Consider the following 24,204-nt stretch of genomic DNA (forward strand, 5'->3'; position numbering starts at 1 on the left):
AAAGGATAAAAAATGCAAGAAGTCCATGATTATGGGATTAATTTTTGGAGCAATAACGAATTTAAGATAGAAAAAGGTCTGGTTAAAGTTTGTCATGGCAAAAACCCCTCGCTTTTAGAAATCGTTCAAAGCGTGCGCGATAAGGGCTATAGAGGGCCTTTGTTGGTGCGATTCCCCCATTTGGTGCAAAAACAAATCAAAAGCCTGTTTGATGCGTTTTCTTCAGCGATTAAAGAATATCAATACAGCGGGGCTTTTAAGGCGGTTTTCCCTTTAAAGGTCAATCAAATGCCCTCGTTTGTTTTGCCTTTAGTACAAGGGGCTAAGGGTTTGGATTATGGTTTAGAGGCCGGGAGTAAATCCGAACTCATCATTGCGATGAGCTACACGAACCCCACAGCTCCTATCACCGTGAATGGCTTTAAAGACAAGGAGATGATTGAGCTTGGCTTTATCGCTAAAAGCATGCAGCATGAGATCACTTTAACGATTGAGGGTTTGAATGAGCTAAAAACCATTATCGCTGTGGCTAAACAAAACGATTTTGTAGCCTGCCCTAAAATTGGTATTCGCATCCGTTTGCACAGCGCTGGCACCGGTGTTTGGGCAAAGAGTGGGGGGATCAATTCTAAATTTGGCCTTAGCAGCACGGAAGTTTTAGAAGCGATGCGCCTTTTAGAAGAAAACGACTTACTAGAGCATTTCCACATGATACATTTCCACATAGGCTCTCAAATCAGCGATATTTCGCCCTTAAAAAAGGCTTTAAGAGAAGCGGGCAACTTGTATGCAGAATTGCGTAAAATGGGCGCTAAAAATCTCAATAGCGTGAATATTGGAGGGGGGTTAGCCGTAGAATACACCCAACACAAGCACCACCAAGATAAAAACTACACTTTAGAGGAATTCAGCGCTGATGTGGTGTTTTTATTGAGGGAAATTGTGAAAAATAAGCAAGAAATCGAGCCGGACATTTTCATTGAATCAGGCCGTTACATTTCCGCTAACCATGCCGTTTTAGTGGCCCCGGTGTTAGAATTGTTTTCGCATGAATACAATGAAAAATCCCTAAAAATTAAAGAAAATAATAACCCCCCCTTGATTGATGAAATGCTAGACTTGCTCGCTAATATCAATGAAAAAAACGCCATTGAATACTTGCATGATAGTTTTGATCACACCGAGTCGCTATTCACGCTTTTTGATTTGGGCTATATTGATTTGATTGACAGGAGCAACACTGAAGTTTTAGCCCATTTGATCGTCAAAAAAGCGGTGCAATTGCTTTATGTTAAGGATCATAACGATATTTTACGCATTCAAGAGCAGGTCCAAGAGCGCTATTTATTGAATTGCTCGTTTTTCCAAAGCTTGCCGGATTATTGGGGCTTGAGGCAGAATTTCCCGGTCATGCCCTTGAATAAACTAGATGAAAAGCCCACCAGGAGCGCGAGCTTGTGGGATATTACTTGCGATAGCGATGGGGAAATCGCTTTTGATTCCACGAAGCCCTTGTTTTTGCATGATATAGACATAGATGAAGAAGAATACTTTTTAGCGTTCTTTTTAGTGGGAGCGTATCAAGAAGTTTTAGGCATGAAGCACAATTTATTCACGCACCCTACGGAATTTAGCGTGGTTTTTGATGAAAAAGGCGATTATGAAGTGGAAGATATTTGCGAAGCCCAAACGATTTTAGACGTGTTAGACGATTTGGACTATGACACTAAAGAGATCGAGCGCCTTTTAAAGCAAAAAATTGAAGACAACAACCAACTGGACATGGAAGAAAAGAAAGAAATCATGGGGCGCTTGTATGTCATGCTGAGCGAAAACGGGTATTTGCGCACGATTTCTTAAAAGAACACTATAAATGGATTATAGCTAAAATAAAGATACAAGAAACGCCAAGCAACATTTGAAAAAAGAAAAATAAAAGAAAAGAATAAAAGAGAGATAAAAAGAGAAAAAAAAGGAGACCCCTCACAAGAGAGTAAGGGGGGATTATTCCTCATCTTTAAAGGTGGTGTTTTCAGCCTCGCCCTCGTTTTCATCGGCTAAAATCTCATCAATCTCATCTCTAGTCGCTAAACCGAGATTTAATTCAATATCTTTTAGCAAATTCTCACCAAGACCCGCACAGCTTAAGCCATACCTATTGATACCGCCATCGCATAAGAGTTGTGCTACAAAATACGCCTCTTTTTGATTTTTAGGTAAAACCCAACCCCACTCTTCCAAAGTAACACCAAAGCTACCATCAGGTCTTTTTAAGTTTTTCGCATAAGTTTCAATCACCTTACAGAATAAGCAAACATCACCCATAAGCATATCATCAAAAGTGTCAAAGAACGCCTCTTCAATATTTCTGTTTTCAATCATAGTGTTAAATTCGTGGTCGCTATGGTGCTTTAACTCCTCCATAAAAGAGAGAGCGTGAATAACGATTAAACTAAATTGAAACCCTCGTCCCTCATAACTCATTGGAGCGAATAACACACCAAGTCTTTTCTTACGCTCCTCATTAGTATAAGGCTCCATCATAACAGCAAAGGGAGAAGTTGTTTTGTCATCAAAATCAAAGTCCAACTTAAATTTGCTTTCTTTCTCTTTAGGCTATTTAGGAGTTGAAGTCCTATCCTTAACACTCGGTCCGCTAGTTACCACTTTAACGCCTTTTAACAAATCCTCTCCGCTTTTTTGTTTTCAGCGTGAAGTCTCATATGCTCGGTCAATGGAACTTTATTGAACCACTTTAAGAACTTATCGCTATTGAAAACATAAGAGCCTTGCTGACCTTTATCTGTCTTTAAGGTTACACGATTGAACCCAATGCTAATGACTTTAGCCTCCACCACTTTATCGTTGATCGTGGCTTTGACTGACGCCCCTACTTTTAATTTATTTTCATTTTGAAGACCCATAAAATACTCCTTGGTAAAAATTTGTTTTAAATTCCGCTATAATCGGTCGTTCAATGTTTTTCAATGTTTTTTATTTTTTTGGCATGGCTTGTTCCTCCTTGTTGTGGGGTAGGCGTTTTTCAAACGCCCCCTTATTTTTGAGTGATCGCTTCATTTGATCTCTTTCAAAAGAGCGTTTTTAAAAGCTTTAATGGCGTTTTCGCCCACCAATTCAGCGATACGATAGCGTGAGATTAAAAAGTCTAATAATTTTTCGCTCCTTTCTTGAATCTCTATAAGCCCGAAAGAAGCGTTTTTAGCCACTTCTTTTTCACTATAAGAGCCTTTTAGGTATGCCTTTCTTTTTTCATCAAAAGGCTTGTTGCTTAAAGAGCTGTTGGCGTTTTTAGGGATTAAGAGCAAGTTCCCTAAAGCATGCACGATATGGGGGTTTTAGCCCAATTTTTTTCTTTAGCGCTATAGCCTTGATCGGGGTTTTGGGGCAAGATATACTCAATGCTTTCTATACTACCATCAAAATTCAGAGTCGTTTCAGGGTTATGGTATAGCTCGTATTCATAAAGCAAGTAATTCAGTGCCTTGCCCCACTCATACCATTTTCTGGGTTTCTTTTTGGAATGGATATTCTCTTCAAGCAATTCTAAAGCACTATTTTTTTGTCTGTTGAAAAAATTCTTTTCTAGCGTTGGGAGATCTTCAATGGCGATATTCCCCTCTCCTTCTTTATACGCTTGGAACGCTCTAAAAGCCAATCCAATCCATTCATTTTTAGCTGTATCCCTACCAACAACCCCATAGATCAAAAACCCGAAACGTTCTAAATACTCTAACAATCCCTCTAATTTTTTGGTGGTGTAAGGCTGTTTGTTAGCGTGTTTCCCTTCAAGCTGTATGGTAAAAAGAGAGAGCAATAAGGGCAGAAAAGCGTTATCGCTCAAAGCGTTTAAGCGCCGCATTTTGTCTAACAAGGTGCGCGTTTTAGGCGTGATTTCTATCTTAAATTCTTTAAGGGTGATAGCTTTTTCATCAAGCGTGTGCAAGAAATTCCACACTTTAGAAGAATAAGAAAGATAGAATAACAATTCGTCTATTTTGTCATATTCATCGCTAAAGGGTGTGTTATGGGTATATTTTTTATGAGCGTTAAACTCCATTTCCAATAACCTCTTTTTAAAATCCCTTTTTTCGCTATAACAATACGCTACAAAATGCTTTAAAAACCTCTCTAAATCATCATCTTTAAAGGATCTCAAATCGTCATAAATGATCGTGTAGGTTTTATTGATTTCTTGTTGAAGCGTTTCTAATTTTTGTCCATTACAAATCTTATGCGCTACAAAATGCAGGCGGTTTTTGAACAATTCCAGAGTGGATAGATCCTTGCCACGATTGTTGATCGTTTCAAAAGAGCTGAACGGATCGATTCGATTATCATTCAATTCCGCCACGCTAAAAAGCATTTTTTTAGTGAGGGCATCAAACATTCTTTCAAGCGTTTCCATAGGCGTATCGCTGATTTTTTCTTTAAAAAATTCATAAGCGTCAATCAAATTTTTAGCGTAAAAAGAAGTTTGAAACTTTTCTAAATCTTTTTCTTCTCCCAATGATCGCCCCAAAAGCTTCACTCAAACCATAATACTTATAGGACAGAACGGGTTCAAGGTTCATTGAATCATACTTTGGGTCTTTATGTTGGGTAATCTTGGCTAAAAGGCCTAGTAAAATCAGGCTTGTAGCCAATCGTTGCTGACCGTCTATGATTTCAAAAGCGCTGTCTTCAAGCTCATTTTCAAGCCTTCTTAAGGTTAGGCTGTGCATGTAATGGAATTTATCTCCTAGCTTAGAGACATGCTCTAAATCGTTCCAAAAATCCTTCAATTGCCTCATCTGCCATGCATACCCCCTTTGATAGCTAGGGATTTCAAACACGCCTTTTTCAATCACTCCGTCTAAATTTAACAATTCCATTAAAATCCTTTCTTAAAATGAATGGGTTTATGGGTTAAAACCCACAATCCTTTAACTTTTTCTTTTAATCAATTTTGGTTTTCCAAGTCGGGTGCTGCGCGTGAAATGCCAAGTGTTTTTATTGACTAATTCTTCGTATTCTTGGCTCCCTTTTTGAGCGCAAACGCCCTCAACCTTTAGCGCTCCCTCTTCATCAGTCCCGATAGTGTCATGGTCAATTTTTAGGGCAAAAACGCTCCGTTGGACTTCAGCCCCTCTAGTCGTTGAATTCTCATTCACAATACTAATCACATAATCCGCTTTACGCATGAGTTCAAAATGTTCGTATTGAACCACTTCGCCCATTCTTGGACGAAAACCTGTCAAAGTGCATTCATCGCACCATTCTTTAAAATCCTCATTTCCTGGAATAGTTCCTTTATAAGCGCCTGAAACCATGCACAACAACAAATTGTATTTTTCATGCGCTTTTAAATCTTCTAACTGAGCCATCATCTTCTCCTTGTATTGAATTTAACTCTGTAAGCCCCACTGATGATTGAAAAATGGGGCTTATGAAATCAAATGGTTGAAAAATGTTGCGTAGGGGAATGCAAGGGGGAATAAAAGAGGGAATAATAAAAAGTAGGGGATTTTTAAATAGGTTTTTGTAAAAGGATAAAAAGTTATAAAAGTATGGTAGCGTTGCTTGATTGCTTGATTGCTTGATTGCTTGATTGCTTGATTGCTTGAATGATTGAATGATAGAATGATAGAATGATAGAATGATAGAATGATAGAATGATAGAATGATAGAATGATAGAATGATAGAATGATAGAATGATAGAATGATAGAATGATAGAATGATAGAATGATAGAATGATAGAATGATAGAATGATAGAATGATAGAATGATAGAATGATAGAATGATAGAATGATAGAATGATAGAATGATAGAATGATAGAATGATAGAATGATAGAATGATAGAATGATAGAATGATAGAATGATGATAGAATGATAGAATGATAGAATGCCATTCCTGCCCCTTTTTTGAAAAAAAGATGACTTGGGGGTGTTCTAGCGGTATTTAATCAATGGTTAATGGTGCGTCTGATTTAATGATGTGTTTGATTTAATGATGTGTTTGATTTAATGATGTGTTTGATTTTTTTAATTTTGATTTTTTAATAAAAATGCGTTCTTGTTTAAATTTAATGATGCGTTTAATCTTAAAGCTTTATTTTAGCTCTATTTTTTAGCCCCCCATTCCAATTAGTTCCCCAATTGTTTCCAATAACTCTTATCCATTCCTTTCAAACTCTAAATTTTCTTCCAAACTCTCAAAACTTTAAGCAAACTTTAAGCATTGCATGTCTATAATTACATTTCGTTTTTAAAGACAAGCTTTAAAAAGTTCTTTAATTCAAACTCAAGCAAGTTGTAAAAGCTAAAAGCTTTAAATATAAAAATATAAAAGCCCACCAGCTGATAAAACTTGAGCGTTAAAAAAGATTAGGGATCAAGCATTGTTAGTCTTCTTTAAGGGTTTAATGCTCAAGAGCGATTATAGCGGGTTTTTGAAGAAAAACGAAGTTATTTGATTTAATATTGTTAATAGCCTATGTAAAAGTAAAGTAAAACTACAATAACTCTGTCTTATATTCATTAAGGCAGTGGTAGCGCTGAAGAATATTCGTGCAATTGTCGTTATTCATTATAAAAGGGCGGGTTTTAAAGGATATTTTAAAATTTAAAACAAGCTTTTAAGAGCAGATGGCGGATGCCTTGCCAAAGAGAGGCGATGAAGGACGTACTAGACTGCGATAAGCTATGCGGAGCTGTCAAGGAGCTTTGATGCGTAGATGTCCGAATGGGGCAACCCAACTAATAGAGATATTAGTTACTCTAATTACAGAGAGCGAACCTAGTGAAGTGAAACATCTCAGTAACTAGAGGAAAAGAAATCAACGAGATTCCCTAAGTAGTGGCGAGCGAACGGGGAAAAGGGCAAACCGAGTGCTTGCATTCGGGGTTGAGGACTGCAACATCCAAGAGAACGCTTTAGCAGAGTTACCTGGAAAGGTAAGCCATAGAAAGTGATAGCCTTGTATGCGACAAGGCGTTCTCAGGTAGCAGTATCCAGAGTAGGCCAGGACACGAGAAATCCAGGTTGAAGCCGGGGAGACCACTCTCCAACCCTAAATACTACTCTTTGAGCGATAGCGAACAAGTACCGTGAGGGAAAGGTGAAAAGAACCGCAGTGAGCGGAGTGAAATAGAACCTGAAACCATCTGCTTACAATCATTCAGAGCCCTATGATTTATCAGGGTGATGGACTGCCTTTTGCATAATGATCCTGCGAGTTGTGGTATCTGGCAAGGTTAAGCGAATGCGAAGCCGTAGCGAAAGCGAGTCTTAATAGGGCGCTTGAGTCAGATGCTGCAGACCCGAAGCTAAGTGATCTATCCATGGCCAAGTTGAAACGCGTGTAATAGCGCGTGGAGGACTGAACTCGTACCCATTGAAACGGGTTGGGATGAGCTGTGGATAGGGGTGAAAGGCCAAACAAACTTAGTGATAGCTGGTTCTCTTCGAAATATATTTAGGTATAGCCTCAAGTGATAATAAAAGGGGGTAGAGCTCTGATTGGGCTAGGGCTGCTCGCCGCGGTACCAAACCCTATCAAACTTCGAATACCTTTTATCGTATCTTGGGAGTCAGGCGGTGGGTGATAAAATCAATCGTCAAAAGGGGAACAACCCAGACTACCAAATAAGGTCCCTAAGTTCTATTCTGAGTGGAAAAAGATGTGTGGCTACTCAAACAACCAGGAGGTTGGCTTAGAAGCAGCCATCCTTTAAAGAAAGCGTAACAGCTCACTGGTCTAGTGGTCATGCGCTGAAAATATAACGGGGCTAAGATAGACACCGAATTTGTAGATTGTGTTTGACACAGTGGTAGAAGAGCGTTCATACCAGCGTTGAAGGTATACCGGTAAGGAGTGCTGGAGCGGTATGAAGTGAGCATGCAGGAATGAGTAACGATAAGATATATGAGAATTGTATCCGCCGTAAATCTAAGGTTTCCTACGCGATGGTCGTCATCGTAGGGTTAGTCGGGTCCTAAGCCGAGTCCGAAAGGGGTAGGTGATGGCAAATTGGTTAATATTCCAATACCGACTTGTGGAGCGTGATGGGGGGACGCATAGGGTTAAGCGAGCTAGCTGATGGAAGCGCTAGTCTAAGGGCGTAGATTGGAGGGAAGGCAAATCCACCTCTGTATTTGAAACCCAAACAGGCTCTTTGAGTCCTTTCAGGACAAAGGGAGAATCGCTGATACCGTCGTGCCAAGAAAAGCCTCTAAGCATATCCATAGTCGTCCGTACCGCAAACCGACACAGGTAGATGAGATGAGTATTCTAAGGCGCGTGAAAGAACTCTGGTTAAGGAACTCTGCAAACTAGCACCGTAAGTTCGCGATAAGGTGTGCCACAGCGATGTGGTCTCAGCAAAGAGTCCCTCCCGACTGTTTACCAAAAACACAGCACTTTGCCAACTCGTAAGAGGAAGTATAAGGTGTGACGCCTGCCCGGTGCTCGAAGGTTAAGAGGATGCGTCAGTCGCAAGATGAAGCGTTGAATTGAAGCCCGAGTAAACGGCGGCCGTAACTATAACGGTCCTAAGGTAGCGAAATTCCTTGTCGGTTAAATACCGACCTGCATGAATGGCGTAACGAGATGGGAGCTGTCTCAACCAGAGATTCAGTGAAATTGTAGTGGAGGTGAAAATTCCTCCTACCCGCGGCAAGACGGAAAGACCCCGTGGACCTTTACTACAACTTAGCACTGCTAATGGGAATATCATGCGCAGGATAGGTGGGAGGCTTTGAAGTAAGGGCTTTGGCTCTTATGGAGCCATCCTTGAGATACCACCCTTGATGTTTCTGTTAGCTAACTGGCCTGTGTTATCCACAGGCAGGACAATGCTTGGTGGGTAGTTTGACTGGGGCGGTCGCCTCCTAAAAAGTAACGGAGGCTTGCAAAGGTTGGCTCATTGCGGTTGGAAATCGCAAGTTGAGTGTAATGGCACAAGCCAGCCTGACTGTAAGACATACAAGTCAAGCAGAGACGAAAGTCGGTCATAGTGATCCGGTGGTTCTGTGTGGAAGGGCCATCGCTCAAAGGATAAAAGGTACCCCGGGGATAACAGGCTGATCTCCCCCAAGAGCTCACATCGACGGGGAGGTTTGGCACCTCGATGTCGGCTCATCGCATCCTGGGGCTGGAGCAGGTCCCAAGGGTATGGCTGTTCGCCATTTAAAGCGGTACGCGAGCTGGGTTCAGAACGTCGTGAGACAGTTCGGTCCCTATCTGCCGTGGGCGTAGGAAAGTTGAGGAGAGCTGTCCCTAGTACGAGAGGACCGGGATGGACGTGTCACTGGTGCACCAGTTGTTCTGCCAAGAGCATCGCTGGGTAGCTACACACGGATGTGATAACTGCTGAAAGCATCTAAGCAGGAAGCCAACTCCAAGATAAACTTTCCCTGAAGCTCGCACAAAGACTATGTGCTTGATAGGGTAGATGTGTGAGCGCAGTAATGCGTTTAGCTGACTACTACTAATAGAGCGTTTGGCTTGTTTTTTGCTTTTTGTATAAGATAACGACAATAGAGCGCGAATGAGTTACCACTGCCTTACTGAGTGTAAGAGAGTTGGAGTTTTATGAAGACTTTTATAGGATTGAACTTTAATGAGGAATGAGATACCATCCATTCTTTTTAAAGTGAAAGGCTATTAACTATCTTCTTTGTTAAAAAACAGCTCCCTATAAAGAGAAAGGGGAGTTAAGGGTAAATGCATTTTATCTTTAGCTCCCTTTTCCTTGTGCCTTTAGAGAAGAGGAACTACCCAGTTAACCATTCCGAACCTGGAAGTCAAGCTCTTCATCGCTGATAATACTGCTCTTTTCAAGAGTGGGAATGTAGGTCGGTGCAGGGATAGGGAAATGTTTTTTCAATCTTGCTTTTTATCTGATTTCATTATTGATTGCTTGTTTTTGTTTAGGGGTTTATTCTTTATTCTTTATTCTTTATTCTTTATTCTTTATTCTTTATTCTTTATTCTTTATTCCGTTGGTGTTGTTTTTTTTATTTCTTTTGTTTTTAACTTTTTTGGGTTGGGTTGTTTGGGGGGGTTTATGGTTTTTGTGTTTTAGATTTTTAGAATCGATCTAAAAGAAAACTTTTTTCATCAAGTTTCTTTTTTAAAAAAACCTAAAAATTTCTTAAACACTCCTTTAGGATCGAACATGTCGCACATTTTACACCCATACATGCCAATTAAAATCACAAGCCAGCTCACATACACCCAACTCATCAAAAACCACAAAATAGAAACGCTCCCATACAGCTCATGGTAGGTGCGGTTGTATAACACATAATAGGTGAAAGCCCATTTTAACACATGCCAAGAAACGCTCGTAAAAAACACCCATAAAAACACCCAAAAATAATGTTTAAACACCTTATTCGTGGGAATGGTAAAAAGGATCAAAAAAAACACGTAAGTGCCTATCCATCTTAAAACATGCAACAAGCTTGAATCTTTATCTTCAAAAAACACTTGAATCTTAATGTCAAAAAACACCACCAAAGGCAAAGCGAATAAAAACACTAAAGTCGTGCCAAAACCCCAAAATAAAAAGATTTCTTTGTCCTTAAAATGCGCATAATCTCTAGGCTTTGCATCAAAAATTTTTGATGCGATGGAGCGGTAGTTTTCACAAAAAAGCACCAACGCCACCACAATGGACACCTCTTCAAGCGTGCCTAAAGTCATGTCTGTTTTTTTAAAATTTTCTAAAAAATCCTTAATTGCGCCAATGAGTTTAGGAGCGTTAGGGAAAATCAAGGCTTCCATTTCACCGCTGTGCGCTTGCAAGTAATGAGACACAAAAAGACTGAACACAAACAATAAAATAGGCGACAAAGACAAAATCGTATAAAAACTCAAGCTGGAAGCGTAGTAAAACAATTCGCTCAAGCCTAAAAAGGCGTTTTGAAAGCGCTCGGGGAAAATCATTCTAAGAAGGTTCAAAAACCCTCTAACGCTTTTAAAAAATTCCCTCATCAATGACAACTTGTCGCCATTGTCAAGCCATAAGAGAGCAGTTTTTCTATATCTTTTTTAGGGGCTTTGCCTTTGGTGGTCAAATAGTCCCCTAGCACCACCGCATTGATGCCGTATTCAAAAAGCTTGGCTTCCTGTTTGTCGTTATCTTTAAACACCACTTCACGCCCCCCAGCCACCATAAGCCTAGCGTTAGGCAAAAACTCTTTAGCCAAAAGCACGCATTCTAGGGCTTCATCTGCGCTTAAAGTCTCTGCATCAATGGGCAATACCGGGTTTTTAATGAAAAAATTAATCGGCGTGGTGTGCGGGGAGAGCGAAGCTAACGCCCTAAGCATTTCAATCCGATCTTCCCAGCTCTCATTAAGCCCAAAAATCCCCCCACTGCACAAGCCTAACCCCGCCCTTAAGGTGTTTTCGCATGTGATAAACCTTTCTTCCCATGTGTGCGTGGAACAAATCTTAGGGAAGAAATTTTGCGAAGTTTCTAAATTGTGGTTATAGCTATGGATGCCCGCATCTCTTAAAAATTCTAATTGCTCCAAATCCGCGCGCCCGCAGCATGCGATGAGATGCAAGCCCAATTCTTCTTGATTGATGGCTTTAGCTAATTTAGCGATGTATTCGCATTTTTCATCGTCTAATTCGCGCCCTGAAGTAACCAGACAAAACCCTAAAGCCCCTAATTGCCTTAACGCTCTAGCCTCTTGTAAAACCACTTTTTCATCTTTAAATTTATAGCGCTTGATCGCTCCTTGGTGGTGCGAGCTTTGCGTGCAATAAGCGCAATCTTCCTTACAATCCCCACTGCGCACATTGGAAATAGAACATAAAAAAATCTCTTGCATCGTAATCCTTTGTTTGGTTAAAAATATTGGTTTTTTTAGGTTGATTATAGCAAAGAAAAAGAAGCGCTTTTGATTTTAAGGGCTTTATTCCATTAAATATTAAAACTAAAACTTTATTTAATTTTAATTGCAAGCTATCGCCCCTAAAAAACCAATCTCAAAACTTTACGCTATAATTCCCTTAACTTTTCACTTAAGGGATTTCATGCAAGATTCATTCAATCAAAGTTACCCCCCCCCCCCCCCAATCAGCGATAAAAGATCGCACGCCTAATAACGCGCCAAATAACGCGCCCAATAATAAAGAAATAGAGCTACCCACCCACATCACCAGTAATTTAAAAAAAGAGCTTAGAGATTACCAAAAGCAAGCGATAGATAATTATTTAGAAAAACGCCAATCTAACCCAACTCAAAAGCATTTCATGTTTGAAATGGCCACCGGTAGTGGCAAAACCTTAGTGATGGCGGGTTTGATTTTAGAATGCTACAAGCAAGGCTATCAAAACTTTATCTTTTTTGTGAATAGTGTTAGCATTTTAGAAAAAACGAAATTGAATTTTACAGACAGCGCTTCGTCAAAATACCTTTTTAGTGAAAGTATCAATATCAATGATGAAAACACAGAAATTAAAAGCATCAATAATTTGAACGAGAGCCACAACAACGCTATCAACATTTATTTTAGCACCATTCAAGGCTTGTTTTCACTATTCACTAGAGCTAAAGAAAACGCTATCACCCTAGAGGATTTAAAAGATCAGAAATTAGTTTTTTTAGCGGATGAAGCACACCACTTAAACACAGAAACTAAAAAGAAATTAAATGATAGTGAGGCTAGTGAAAAACGCAACTGGGAAAGCGTGGTGAAATTAGCCCTAAAACAAAATAAAGACAATTTATTGCTGGAATTTAGCGCCACTATCCCTAATGAAAAAAGCGTTAAAGACAAATATGAAAATTTAAAGGTGATCGATTACACCTTAAAAGAATTTAGCGAGGATAAATTTTGCAAAAACATCTACTCCCTTTCCTATGAAAACAAAGAATTAGAAACACGCTTTTTAGGGGCATGCGTTTCCAGTTTGTATAAAGAATTACTAGCCCAACACCACAATATTGAAAACTTTAAACCATGTATTTTGTTTAAAAGCGAAAGGATTGAAGAGAGTAAGAAAAATCAAGAGCGCTTCAATACCTTTTTAGAAAATTTAAGCCCTTTAGATTTAGAAAATTTTTTCAATCACAGCCGCAACACTTTTTTTAAAGCCGCTAAAAACTTTTTTGATGAGCAAAACCACGCCCCTAACCTTGTCGCGCTTCTACAAAATAAATTCAAAGAAAGCGTTCAAATTAACACCAATAACGAAAAAGAATTAGAAAAAGGCATGCTTTTATTGAACTCCCTAGAAGACAGAGACAACCCTAAAAGAGTGATTTTTAGCGTGGATAAGCTCAATGAAGGCTGGGATGTGCTGAATTTGTTTGACATTGTCAGGCTTAAAAACAAAGCGAATCAAAAAGACACCATTAAAGACGCCCAGCTCATAGGGCGAGGAGCGAGATACTACCCCTTTAGCTATAACGATTTCAAGCCAAGCCGCATAGAGTTTTACCAACGCAAATTTGATCTTGATAATTCCTTAAGCGCGCTAGAGAGGTTAGACTACCATGCCATTTATAACAGCGAGTTTATCGCTAAATTAAAAGAAGAGTTACAAGATTTAGGATTAGGATTCATTGAAAAGGAAAAGGAAAAAACAACTATCCCCTTAACACCCACCAAGCGTTTCAAATGCTACTATGCGAGCAACGCAAAAGACAAATAAGAAAAACTTATTTAATATGGACTATTCAGACCCTGTTGAAGCCACACTCCAAAGCTTGCATGTCCCTTTATTTGCTTTTAATGTGCGTGAAAAGAAAGTGGATTTTAAAGAAGAAAATAAAGGCGATAGAACTTATTATATGACCCATGCCTTAGATAAAATCCCCCTAAATTATTTTTTAAAAGCCCTTAATTTAAAAAACCTGGATTTCAAAACGCTTAAAAAAGCCTTTACAAAACATGCCTTTAACAATAAGGTGGGATTTATAGAGCAATATATTTCGCCATTAAAAACAAACTTCCATAAAAACCAAAAGTTTGACGACAACAAAACGCTTTTAAAACTCGCTGTTTATATCATTGGAAACTTAAAAGACACGCTTTTAAAAAAGCAAGATGAACCTAGCGTGAGCGCGTTAGAATTAAAAGAATTTGAAACGCACAATAAAAGCCTTAGCGCTAGCGAATGGGAAAAAGACATTCCCCCCTATGAATGGCTGCTTTTTAAGGACATGCGAAAACTAGACAGCGATTTAGAAAGGAAGTTTTTAGATTTTATCAACGACCATAAAGAGCTTTTAGACAAGAAATTCAAAGAATGGTGCGTTTTAAGGAACGATCATTTCGCTGAATTAAAAGTTTTTTGCAATATAGAAGGCCCCTTTTACGCGCAAGGTTTTGAGCCGGATTTTATCCTTTTTGCCCAAACGCATGAAGATGAATTTTTAGGCTTCACTTGTTATATGGAAGCTAAAGGCGAGCATTTAGAGCCTTCTAACGCTTGGAAAAAAGAATTTTTAGAAATGCTAGAAAACGCCACGCTTAAAAGCCATAACAAAAAACTCCATTTAAAAGGCTTGCCTTTTTTCACGCTCCATAATAGCGCAGTCAATGGCGATTTTCAAACCGCTTTCCATCAAACCTTTAAGGACAAAGAATGTTAAAAACCCCACTCAAAACCCTACTAGATATTTTAATCAATCATTTCACTAAAGAACGCTTAGTCACTTTAATTATAGAGCATGATGAAAAGCTTTTAACTTTCATGCTTGAGCATGAAAACGCTAACGACTACAAAAAACACTTTTTTAAAACGATCGCCAATTCGCTCGTATTCAATGAAAAGGCGTTATTGGAATGTTTAGAAAAATATTTAGAAATAAAAGAATTAGACCGCTCTTTCACACGATTTAAAAATAAAATAGGCTTATTTTCACAAGAGGGCTTTATCAAATCTAGCGAATTAGTCGTTTTGAATTTCCCTTTTAAAGACAATGTTTTACTCGGTAACGCTAAAGATAACAACACCAACTTTAAAAAAGAAATTCGCTAAAAAAGTGAAATGCATCTACATTGACCCCCCTTATAATACGGGTAATGACAGCTTTAATTACAACGATAATTTTAACCACAGCTCTTGGCTAGTGTTTATGAAAAACAGGCTTGAAGCGGCTAGGGAATTTTTAAGCGATGATGGCGTGATTTTTGTGCAATGCGACGACAACGAACAGGCTTATTTAAAGGTTTTAATGGATGAGATTTTTCTTAGGGAGAATTTTGTAGTTTGTTTTGTGTGGGAAAAGACAAGTAATAGCTTATCAAGAATACGCATAAAAACAGAATATATTTTGTGCTATGAAAAAACTAAATTTGGGCTTATTTTCAATAGGGATATGGCTGAAGAAGGACAAGATTTTCCTATTTTAAATGAAGTAAATGTAAAGAGAACTTTACAATTTCCACCAAATTCCATATATTTTAAAACCTTTAAGGGAGTGATTAAGCCTACAAAATTTAATAAAATGGAATTAATTGATGATTTAAGAATAGTAAATAAAACAAATTCAAACATGGTAAGAATTAACGCCAAATTTAAATGGACACAAGACAAGCTGGATAACGAAATAAGAGAAGGCACAACTTTTGTGATAAAAAGCGATGAGTTTTCTATGAGATATATTAGAAAAGGCGATAGGGAAGTAAAGGCAAGCAATGTTTTTAACGCAGAATGTGGGGTTACCACAAATATAAAAGCTACAAGTGAAATAAAAGTCCTTTTTGCAAATTCAAATACCGATTTGTTTTCAACACCCAAACCCGAAGCCCTAATTTCAAGAATTTTAGAAATTTCTACCAACGAAAACGACCTCGTGTTGGACTTTTTTGCCGGGAGCGGGACGACTTGCGCGGTGGCGCACAAAATGAAACGCCGCTACATTGGTATCGAGCAAATGGACTATATAGAAACTATCACTAAAGAAAGGTTAAAAAAAGTCATAGAGGGCGAGCAAGGGGGCATTTCTAAAAAATGCGATTTTAAAGGGGGCGGGAGTTTCGTCTATGCTGAATTAAAAGAAGTGAATTCAGGAATTAAAAAACAAATCCTTAACGCTAAAAGCGCCGATGAATGCCTAAAAATCTTTAACGCGCTAAATGCGCGCTTTTTAAAACGCACCGATAATAAGATGGATGAAATCCATAGCGAAGAGTTCCAAAAATTAGATCTCAATGAGCAAAAAAGGATTTGTTGCGCTTCTTTAGACTCTAATGAAGACTATTTAAACTTGGGCGATATTGATGAAGACGCATGGGAGATAGATGAGATCACCAAAAAATACAATGAAATTTTTTATTCTTGAGTTTGATTATTCAACGCGTGCCACTTAACGCATCAAAACGCTATGCCTATTTAGTGGGCAAAAATAAATAATATGGTTTAAAGGTTGGAGGGATTTTAAACGCTTGGGCTAAAAAATTTTAGCTTTGCCTGACATAAGGATAACTAATCTGTTAGCAGTAAGCATTCGCTCGCTATAAACTCGCTATAAAATAAAAAAGATCCTTAAAAATAAACTATTAAAAATATTGTTGTAGTATTCAAGCCAATCAAAAAGGGAGTGAAACATGAAAACCTTTAAAAACTGGCTCTGTTTTAGCCTGATCGCTATGAGTTGGCTCCAAGCGGACATGTTGGATAATTTCACTAAGGCTATTAACAGCTACACCGCTAAAAAGCTTAATGAAATCAAGGATCAAGTCAACAGCGCTAATCCTGCTAAAAACCACAATCCCACTCATAACGCTAATGGCATGCTCACTAACATTGATTGTAAGGTCTTAAAAAATAACTTCTATTCGGTGTGTTATTCTAGCGAATTAAAAAACCCTATTTATGGCGTGAGCGTGTTGTTTGGGGATTTAGTGGATAAAAACAATATTGAAAAACGCTATGAGTTTAAAACGGACACACGATTAGCGGAGTATCAACAAGCCACGACAAAAGACTACACAAAAAGCGGTTTTGATAGGGGGCATTTTGTGGCGAATGACGCTTCTTTTGATTTTGCCTCTAATCCTTTAAGAGAGACTTACAGAATGACTAATATCACCCCTGAAGCCAAAAACACCAACAGGCATTCTGTTTTATTGGTGGAAAAAGAGGGCCGTAATTTGGCCAGGAAATACCACCAAGTTTTAGTAGAAGAACTTACTATCATCAAACAGGGTTACAGGACTTTTAGCTCTAAGAATATCGCTATCCCTAGCGGCTTTTGGTACCACTATGATACAAGCCTAACGGATAGCTATGAAAACGCTAAAAGCGAATGCTTTTATATCCCTAATGACAACCAAAAATACCCCTTACAAGAAATGAGAAGAGATTGCAAAGAATACGAACGAGTTGAAAAGCAAGTGGTTTTTAAGAACAATAAAAACGCTGAGTTGAATGAATTGCCTAAATACATGAATAATTCTAAGAAGTATTAAAAACTGCCCTTAAAATACCAATATAAAATACCCGTAAAAACACCGGTATTTTGGATAAAAAGGTTTAAGGAATCAAATCCCTAAACGGCTTAAAACTGGTTTTTATTAGAAGCGATAAGGGTTTTATAGGCGTTGGAGGAATGAAATAAAAATGATTATGGCAAACACAACAATAGATCCGGGTTTAAAATAACCTCTTATAGTGCTGATTTGTTAATCCACGCTATCCATATGAAACAACTTGTAATCCATAAAGACAATCCCCATTCTACAATACTTTTCACAACCCCCACTATAACATTTGCTGGGTTAGGAACGCTAGCAAACAATCCAGCGTTTAAGGTCAATAACCATAAGAGTTTGTTTTTCATGTTTTACTCTTTGTTATGAAAATTATACTATTTTTTCCGTATTGCCCTAAAAACAACGATATGCAAATTTTAAATTATTTTACATGAACTCCTGGAGTTTGTTCGCTTGCGTCATCCATTCTGCGAGACTCTCATAATCGTTATTTTCTATCCAAGCCTTAGCTTGCGCGATTTCTTTTTCGCATTTTTCAATCGCTTCTAAGACATTGTCTCGGTTCTGTTTGAAAATATCCTTCCACATTAAAGGCGAGCTTTTAGACAAACGGCTCATGTCCCTAAACCCCCCACCCGCTAAGGATAAAATCATCTCTGGGTCGTTTTGCTTTAAAACGCTGTTAGCTAACGCGTAGCTCAAAACATGGGGTAAATGGCTGATATAAGCCACATGGGTGTCATGCTCGTTGGATTTCATCTTGATCAAGCGCGATTTAATGCCTAGAAAGATTTCTTTAGCGAGTTCTACTTGCTCAGTCCCTGAATCTTCTAAATCGCACAATATCACAAGGGCGTTTTCATACAGCCCTTTAACGCTCGCTTTAGGGCCATAAAACTCTGTCCCGCACATGGGGTGCGCGGCGATGAAATTTTGACGAATGCTTTTAGGGATATTGTGAAGGATTTGCGCTTTTGCCCCCCCTAAATCAATAATCGTTGCGCTTTTTTTGATAGGAGTCATTTTTTTCAAACATTCAATGATGCCCTCAACCGGAATAGCCAGAAAAATCACATCGCATTCTAAAATCTTTTCAAATTCCACGCATTCATCTACAAGCCCCAAAGTCAAAGCCAATTTAGCATGCAAAGCGTTATGATCATAGCCTATAACGCTTTTAAAACGCCCCCATTCTTGTAAGGCTAGCCCTAAACTCCCCCCCATAAGCCCTAAACCAATAATGCCTGCTTTCATGCCAAATTTCAAAGCAAGGTTTTTTCTAACACTTCAGCGATGTTTTTCACCGCAACGATGTTTAAATTCTCTCGCACTTCAGTAGGGATCTCATCTAAATCCCTTTCGTAATTTTTGACAGGAATGAGAGCGGTTTTGATGCCGGCTTTAAAAGCAGCGATCAATTTTTCTTTCAACCCTCCTATGGGTAAAACTTCCCCGCTCAAAGTCAATTCGCCTGTCATCGCCACTTCGCTTCTTATAGCCCTATCGCACAAAATGCTCGCCATCACGCTCGCCATAGCGATCCCAGCACTCGGGCCGTCTTTGGGCGTAGCCCCTTCAGGGACATGCAAGTGCAAATCGTAAGCGTTATAAACTTTCAGCGCTTTTTTCTTTTTCTTATTCTCTGCATCGGCCTCGCTAGGGATTTTGGGCGCTTTTAAGGTTTCGTTATCCAATAAGACTTTGACAACAGAAAAGGCAATAATGGCGGATTCTTTCATCACATCGCCTAAACTCCCGGTGAGTTTCAATTCCCCCTTGCCCCTAATCTTAACCGCTTCAATTTTAAGCACATCACCGCCCACTGGAGTCCATGCCAAGCCATTGACGATACCGATTTTATTTTCTTCATCTATGGGGTCAATTTCAAACACCATGCGTTCTAAATACTCTTTAAGGTTATCAGGCGTGATAGAGACGCAGAAGTCTTTACTCTCACCTCTTTTTTCGTTTTCTTCATTTCCGCCTTTTTTATCTTTGTCTTCGCTTTTTTTGGTTCGCCCTTTTTTGTGCGGGTTATCCTCTAGGTATTTTAAAGCCGCTTTACGCATAATCGTTGCGATCTGTCTTCGTAAATCCCTAACGCCCGCTTCTCTGGTGTATTTTTCAATAATGAGTTTCAAGCACTCATGGCTAATATCCACTTCGCTAGGCTTTAAGGCGTGCTTTTCTAATTCTTGGGGGATGAGGTAGTTTTTAGCGATCTCTTCTTTTTCGCTAGGCGTGTAGCTGGACACGCTGATAAATTCCATTCTGTCTCTTAAGGGAGCTGGGATCCTGTCAATATTATTGGCGGTAGCGATAAAAATCACTTGCGACAAATCAATGCTGAAATTCGCATAATGATCCCTAAAAGCGATATTTTGCTCAGGGTCTAAAATCTCTAATAAAGCGCTCGCTGGATCGCCCCTAACACTCCTATCCACCTTATCAATTTCATCTAAAACCATGACCGGATTCATCTTTTTAGCTTCAATAAGCCCTTGGACAATGCGCCCGGGCATGGAGCCTATGTAAGTGCGCCTGTGCCCTCTTAGTTCATTCACGTCTTCTAAGCCCCCTAAAGCGATCCGAACTAAAGGACGCTCTATCGCTTTAGCGATGGAATTAGCTAAACTCGTTTTACCCACGCCAGGAGGCCCATAAAAGCATAAAATCGTGCCTTTAGTTTTGTCTTTTTTTTCTGGTTTTTTCTTGTGGCGCATTTCTAAAAGCTGCATGGTGGCAAAGTATTCCACAATGCGCTCTTTAGGCCTTTTTAAGGAATAATGATCGTTATCCAATTGCTCTTTGACATGCTTAATGTCTAGTGCTTTTTTTTCATATTGCCCAAAAGGCACATCCAGCATGGTTTCAACATAATTTTGCAAAGTCGCGCTATCTGAGCTGTCCGCATGGGTTCGGCTCAGTCGGTCAATTTGCTTTTTAATCTCTTTAAACGCTTCTTCTTTTAAAAAAGGCTTGACGCTTTCTAGTTTTTGGTAGTATTGGTTTAAATCCTCATCTCGCTGTTTGTCTGTGCCAAGCTCTTTTTGGATTTGCTTGAGCTGTTCTTTTAAGAAATATTCCTTATTGGTTTGCTCCATTTTTTGATGGACTTTGGATTTGATTTCTTTTTGGAGTTTTTGGGTTTTAGTCTCTTCTATCACAATATCAATCAAATCCAACAAGCGCTGTTCGGTGTTGTTGTTCGCAAAAAGAAAATACGCTTGATCTTTTTTTAAATGCAAGGCCGCTGCGATTAAATCAGCGATGCGGTTAGGATCGTCATTGTCTTCTAAAGCCTTGATCAAATCCGGGGGGAAGAGTGAGCTGACATTGGCTAGAGTGATCACCTTTTCTTTTAACACTTCCACAATAGCCTGAATGTTTTCTTTATCGTATTCTAAATATTCAATAGGGCTTATTTGAGCTTCCAAAAAGCCTTGCTCGTTTTCTTTGGCAGGCTCTAAAATACGCCCCTTAGCGATGCCATTAAAGAGCAATTTCACGCGTCCATTAGGCATGTTGGCTTCACGCATGACAGAGCCTATCACCCCCACATCATAATAAGGGGCTTCATTATCGTTCAATTTGTCTTTTTGGCATGCAATAAAGACTAACGATTTATTGTTTTTAGCGTAAGCTGCTGCCTTGATGCTCGCATTATTTTGTAAGAAAATAGGGGCTATCATAAAGGGGTATAAAAAGGTGTCTTCTTCTACCAATAAAGGCAGAATTTTAGGAAAATCTTCAGTCATTTTTCATCTCTCTGTTATAAATTTGTATGGTTTGAAATATCCTACCAATCAAAAATTAACACATACCAAGGCATGTGCGATGGTTTGGGTTTAGTCTCTTTTTCTAAAGTCTCATCTATCCTTTCTAAATAGCGTTTCACGCCCTCAGGCTTGTGGCGTTTTTTATAGACATTCGCGATCGCGCGATTGAGTTCATTTTGCCCTAAAATGAATTTGATTTGCATGTATTCTACATAGGGGCGGTAACGGCTGTTAGGGTATTTTTCTATAAATTCGCCTAAACTCACAATAGCGTTAGAGATAAATTCCTGGTCTTTAGAATGGTTTTTAAAAGCGTAATAATGCGATTGCAGTTTCAAAAAGGTCAAATAATCCACATTGTCCTTAGTCCCAAAGCGCTTGATGTATTCATCAAAGTAAAAAGACGCTAAAACATACTCTTTCTTTTTCATGTGCGCTTGCCCTAAGGCTAGCATCGCCTCTGGGACAAGGGGGGAGTTGATGTGTTCGCTCTGTAAAGAAGAATAGTAATTGTCCGCTGTTTCTAAATTAGCAAAAAGGATTTCTCTCAAAATCCCTTGATACCAAAAAATCGCCGGTTTGTTGTATTCATCTTTTTTTTTCTTTTTATTCGCGCAACCGGTGCCTATCACAATCACCGCCATTATGATAAAAAGGAATGTCTTAAAATGTTTTAAACGCATGCCATTTGTCTTATAAAATTAAATCTTTGAACCACTCATGGTTATTTTTTCTTATTCTTAGCCCCACCCAATAGCGTAAGCACTATTTCTCCAATCATGCACACCGCGCCAAAAATGTGCCACCCACTACTATAATTAGATTTGCTAGGATTATTTTTCTTGATTTGTGGTTTTATTTTACTCATCTCTCACTCCTTAGTTATATTTTATAATTATTCAGTTAAACTTTCATCGTTATTCAGTCATTGAATTATACCCAAAACTAGCAAAAATTGATTTTACCAAAATTGTTTGATATAATACAGATTTTTAGTTTAGAAATCATTGAGCGCTGGTTTTAAGGCGGTCTTTTATTCTTTAAGGAGAAGATCTTGTGCTTTTTTAAAGGGAATGCAATCGCCTATGATTTTTGATGTGAAAGCGCCTATCTTAGGGTTTGAAACCATTCATAAAATGCACTTGCAAAAGATTGATGAAATCTTTTTGCGTTTGAACAGCGCAGAAGATGATTCCGTGGTGTCTTTCACGCTGGTCAATCCCTTTGCTTTAAGAAAATACGAATTTGAAGTGCCTACCCCCTTAAAAATCCTTTTAGAATTAGAGGGAGCCAAGAGCGTTCTAGTCGCTAATATCATGGTGGTTCAAACCCCTATTGAGCTTTCCACCGTGAATTATCTAGCCCCTTTAATTTTCAATTTGGACAAGCAGCTCATGGGGCAAGTGGTTTTGGATTCTAACAAATACCCGCACTACCATTTAAGAGAGAATATTCTAAGTCACACGCATGAATAATGTATGAATGATGCATGAGTGGTGTTTGAATAAAGCGTTTCTTTAAGCTTATGACGCAATGCATCGGCGTTTTTGCAAATACAAGCGAGCGGTTTTCTTATGGTATAATAGCGGTTATTTTTATAGGATAACCAACGCTAAAAATGGCACTTTAATTGAATCCAAAACAAGGAGTTTATTTTATGGAACAAAGCCATCAAAACTTACAATCTCAATTTTTTATAGAGCATATCTTACAGATTTTACCGCACCGCTATCCCATGCTCTTAGTGGATAGAATTATAGAGTTACAAGCCAATCAAAAAATTGTCGCTTATAAGAATATCACTTTTAATGAAGATGTGTTTAACGGGCATTTCCCTAATAAGCCCATTTTCCCGGGCGTTTTGATCGTAGAGGGCATGGCGCAAAGCGGAGGGTTTTTGGCTTTCACTAGCATGTGGGGGTTTGACCCTGAAATAGCCAAAACAAAAATCGTGTATTTCATGACGATTGATAAGGTTAAATTCCGCATTCCTGTAACCCCAGGCGACAGATTAGAATACCATTTAGAAGTCTTAAAGCATAAGGGCATGATCTGGCAAGTGGGCGGCACGGCTCAAGTGGATGGCAAAGTGGTCGCTGAAGCCGAATTAAAAGCCATGATCGCAGAGAGAGAATAAAAATGAGTAAAATTGCAAAAACAGCCATCATCTCTCCTAAGGCAGAGATTGGCAAGGGCGTAGAGATTGGGGAATTTTGCGTTATTGGGGATCATATCAAGCTCAATGATGGCGTGAAACTCCATAACAATGTAACCTTACAAGGGCATACTTTCATCGGGAAAAACACCGAAATTTTTCCTTTTGCCGTGCTAGGCACACAGCCTCAAGATTTAAAATACAAGGGCGAATACAGCGAATTGATTGTTGGAGAAGACAACCTTATTCGTGAATTTTGCATGATAAATCCCGGCACTGAAGGGGGGATTCAAAAAACCCTTATTGGGGATAAAAACCTGCTCATGGCTTACGTGCATGTCGCGCATGACTGCGTGATCGGTAATCATTGTATTTTGGCTAATGGCGTAACTTTAGCAGGGCATATTGAAATAGGCGATTATGTCAACATTGGCGGCCTTACCGCGATCCATCAGTTTGTGCGTATCGCTAAAGGGTGCATGATAGCCGGTAAGAGTGCTTTAGGCAAAGACGTGCCGCCTTATTGCACCGTGGAGGGCAATCGTGCTTTTATTAGGGGGTTAAACCGCCACCGGATGCGCCAATTATTAGAGAGTAAGGATATTGATTTTATTCATGCGCTTTATAAGAGGTTGTTCCGCCCTATCCCCTCTTTAAGAGAGAGCGCTAAATTAGAGTTAGAAGAGCATGTCAATAACCCTTTTGTGAAAGAGATTTGCTCTTTTATTTTAGAGAGTTCTAGGGGCGTGGCGTATAAGTCAAGCGAATATTCTAGCGAAGAAAAACAAGAGGAATAA

13 protein-coding genes, 2 rRNA genes and 4 pseudogenes are annotated in these 24,204 nt (G+C 39.0%); 9 read left to right on the plus strand and 10 right to left on the minus strand.

The window, feature by feature from the left end; all coding sequences use genetic code 11:
- Positions 1-12: 12 nt before the first annotated feature.
- A complete protein-coding gene (gene speA, locus CS889_RS07815) occupies positions 13-1,860 on the plus strand; it encodes an arginine decarboxylase (protein ID WP_077656473.1) in 1,848 nt (615 codons plus the stop codon).
- A 144-nt stretch (positions 1,861-2,004) separates the two neighbouring features.
- On the opposite strand, the pseudogene CS889_RS07820 reads toward speA, so the two are convergent.
- The 4 genes and pseudogenes from CS889_RS07820 to CS889_RS08760 all read right to left on the minus strand — a co-directional run bounded on the left by CS889_RS07820 (position 2,005) and on the right by CS889_RS08760 (position 5,914).
- Positions 2,005-2,924, minus strand: a pseudogene (locus CS889_RS07820) (hypothetical protein).
- Between the two features lie 150 nt (positions 2,925-3,074).
- Positions 3,075-4,892: pseudogene (locus CS889_RS08575) on the minus strand (DUF262 domain-containing protein).
- 51 nt (positions 4,893-4,943) lie between these two features.
- Positions 4,944-5,384 carry a hypothetical protein gene (locus CS889_RS07840; protein WP_089087326.1) on the minus strand — a complete coding sequence of 147 codons (441 nt, stop codon included), beginning with the start codon at positions 5,382-5,384 and terminating at the stop codon, positions 4,944-4,946.
- A gap of 173 nt (positions 5,385-5,557) precedes the next feature.
- Entirely contained in the window at positions 5,558-5,914 is a 357-nt protein-coding gene (locus CS889_RS08760; RefSeq protein WP_157769359.1) for a CMP-N-acetylneuraminate-beta-galactosamide-alpha-2, 3-sialyltransferase, read from the minus strand.
- 716 nt (positions 5,915-6,630) lie between these two features.
- On the opposite strand from CS889_RS08760, the gene CS889_RS07850 reads away from it, so the two are divergent.
- Together CS889_RS07850 and rrf are read left to right on the plus strand one after the other, a co-directional pair.
- Positions 6,631-9,519 (plus strand): 23S ribosomal RNA (locus CS889_RS07850).
- A 237-nt stretch (positions 9,520-9,756) separates the two neighbouring features.
- A 5S ribosomal RNA gene (rrf, locus tag CS889_RS07855) occupies positions 9,757-9,874 on the plus strand.
- A 252-nt stretch (positions 9,875-10,126) separates the two neighbouring features.
- Here the strand turns inward: rrf and CS889_RS07865 are convergent.
- Positions 10,127-11,005, minus strand: coding sequence for a YihY/virulence factor BrkB family protein (locus CS889_RS07865; protein WP_089087329.1), 879 nt, complete (start codon positions 11,003-11,005; stop codon positions 10,127-10,129).
- Entirely contained in the window at positions 11,005-11,853 is an 849-nt protein-coding gene (locus tag CS889_RS07870) for a biotin synthase (protein WP_089087330.1), read from the minus strand. The genes CS889_RS07865 and CS889_RS07870 overlap by 1 nt, the downstream gene beginning before the upstream one ends.
- Positions 11,854-12,227: 374 nt before the next feature.
- Between CS889_RS07870 and CS889_RS08695 the strand changes: the two are divergent.
- The 3 genes and pseudogenes from CS889_RS08695 to CS889_RS07885 all read left to right on the plus strand — a co-directional run bounded on the left by CS889_RS08695 (position 12,228) and on the right by CS889_RS07885 (position 17,449).
- Positions 12,228-14,625 (plus strand): annotated as a pseudogene (locus CS889_RS08695) (DEAD/DEAH box helicase family protein).
- Positions 14,619-16,320 (plus strand): annotated as a pseudogene (locus tag CS889_RS07880) (DNA methyltransferase). The pseudogenes CS889_RS08695 and CS889_RS07880 overlap by 7 nt, the downstream one beginning before the upstream one ends.
- A gap of 265 nt (positions 16,321-16,585) precedes the next feature.
- Positions 16,586-17,449, plus strand: coding sequence for a DNA/RNA non-specific endonuclease (locus CS889_RS07885; protein WP_077642256.1), 864 nt, complete (start codon positions 16,586-16,588; stop codon positions 17,447-17,449).
- A 450-nt stretch (positions 17,450-17,899) separates the two neighbouring features.
- Here the strand turns inward: CS889_RS07885 and CS889_RS07895 are convergent, their stop codons facing one another.
- From CS889_RS07895 to CS889_RS08365, 4 genes are read right to left on the minus strand one after another with little or no spacing between them, the layout of a single operon-like run.
- Positions 17,900-18,727, minus strand: a complete 828-nt coding sequence (locus tag CS889_RS07895; protein ID WP_089087400.1) for a prephenate dehydrogenase — start codon at positions 18,725-18,727, stop codon at positions 17,900-17,902.
- A gap of 8 nt (positions 18,728-18,735) precedes the next feature.
- Positions 18,736-21,231 (minus strand): endopeptidase La, encoded by a 2,496-nt coding sequence (gene lon / locus CS889_RS07900; RefSeq protein WP_089087331.1) that lies wholly within the window; start codon positions 21,229-21,231, stop codon positions 18,736-18,738.
- Between the two features lie 41 nt (positions 21,232-21,272).
- Positions 21,273-21,935 (minus strand): outer membrane protein assembly factor BamD, encoded by a 663-nt coding sequence (locus tag CS889_RS07905; RefSeq protein ID WP_001237311.1) that lies wholly within the window; start codon positions 21,933-21,935, stop codon positions 21,273-21,275.
- A 41-nt stretch (positions 21,936-21,976) separates the two neighbouring features.
- Positions 21,977-22,120, minus strand: coding sequence for a hypothetical protein (locus CS889_RS08365; RefSeq protein WP_000034897.1), 144 nt, complete (start codon positions 22,118-22,120; stop codon positions 21,977-21,979).
- Positions 22,121-22,337: 217 nt separating this feature from the next.
- Here CS889_RS08365 and fliW point away from each other — a divergent pair, with 217 nt between their 5' ends.
- From fliW to lpxA, 3 genes are all read left to right on the plus strand, one after another.
- A complete protein-coding gene (fliW, locus tag CS889_RS07910) occupies positions 22,338-22,727 on the plus strand; it encodes a flagellar assembly protein FliW (protein WP_001875894.1) in 390 nt (129 codons plus the stop codon).
- A 182-nt stretch (positions 22,728-22,909) separates the two neighbouring features.
- Complete coding sequence (fabZ, locus tag CS889_RS07920; RefSeq protein WP_015643707.1) at positions 22,910-23,389, plus strand: 3-hydroxyacyl-ACP dehydratase FabZ; 480 nt, start codon at positions 22,910-22,912, stop codon at positions 23,387-23,389.
- 2 nt (positions 23,390-23,391) lie between these two features.
- Positions 23,392-24,204: an acyl-ACP--UDP-N-acetylglucosamine O-acyltransferase gene (gene lpxA / locus CS889_RS07925; RefSeq protein WP_089087332.1), complete on the plus strand. Its 813-nt coding sequence runs from the start codon at positions 23,392-23,394 to the stop codon at positions 24,202-24,204.

Origin of the sequence: Helicobacter pylori, assembly GCF_900120335.1 — a bacterium.
Lineage (GTDB): Bacteria > Campylobacterota > Campylobacteria > Campylobacterales > Helicobacteraceae > Helicobacter > Helicobacter pylori_BU.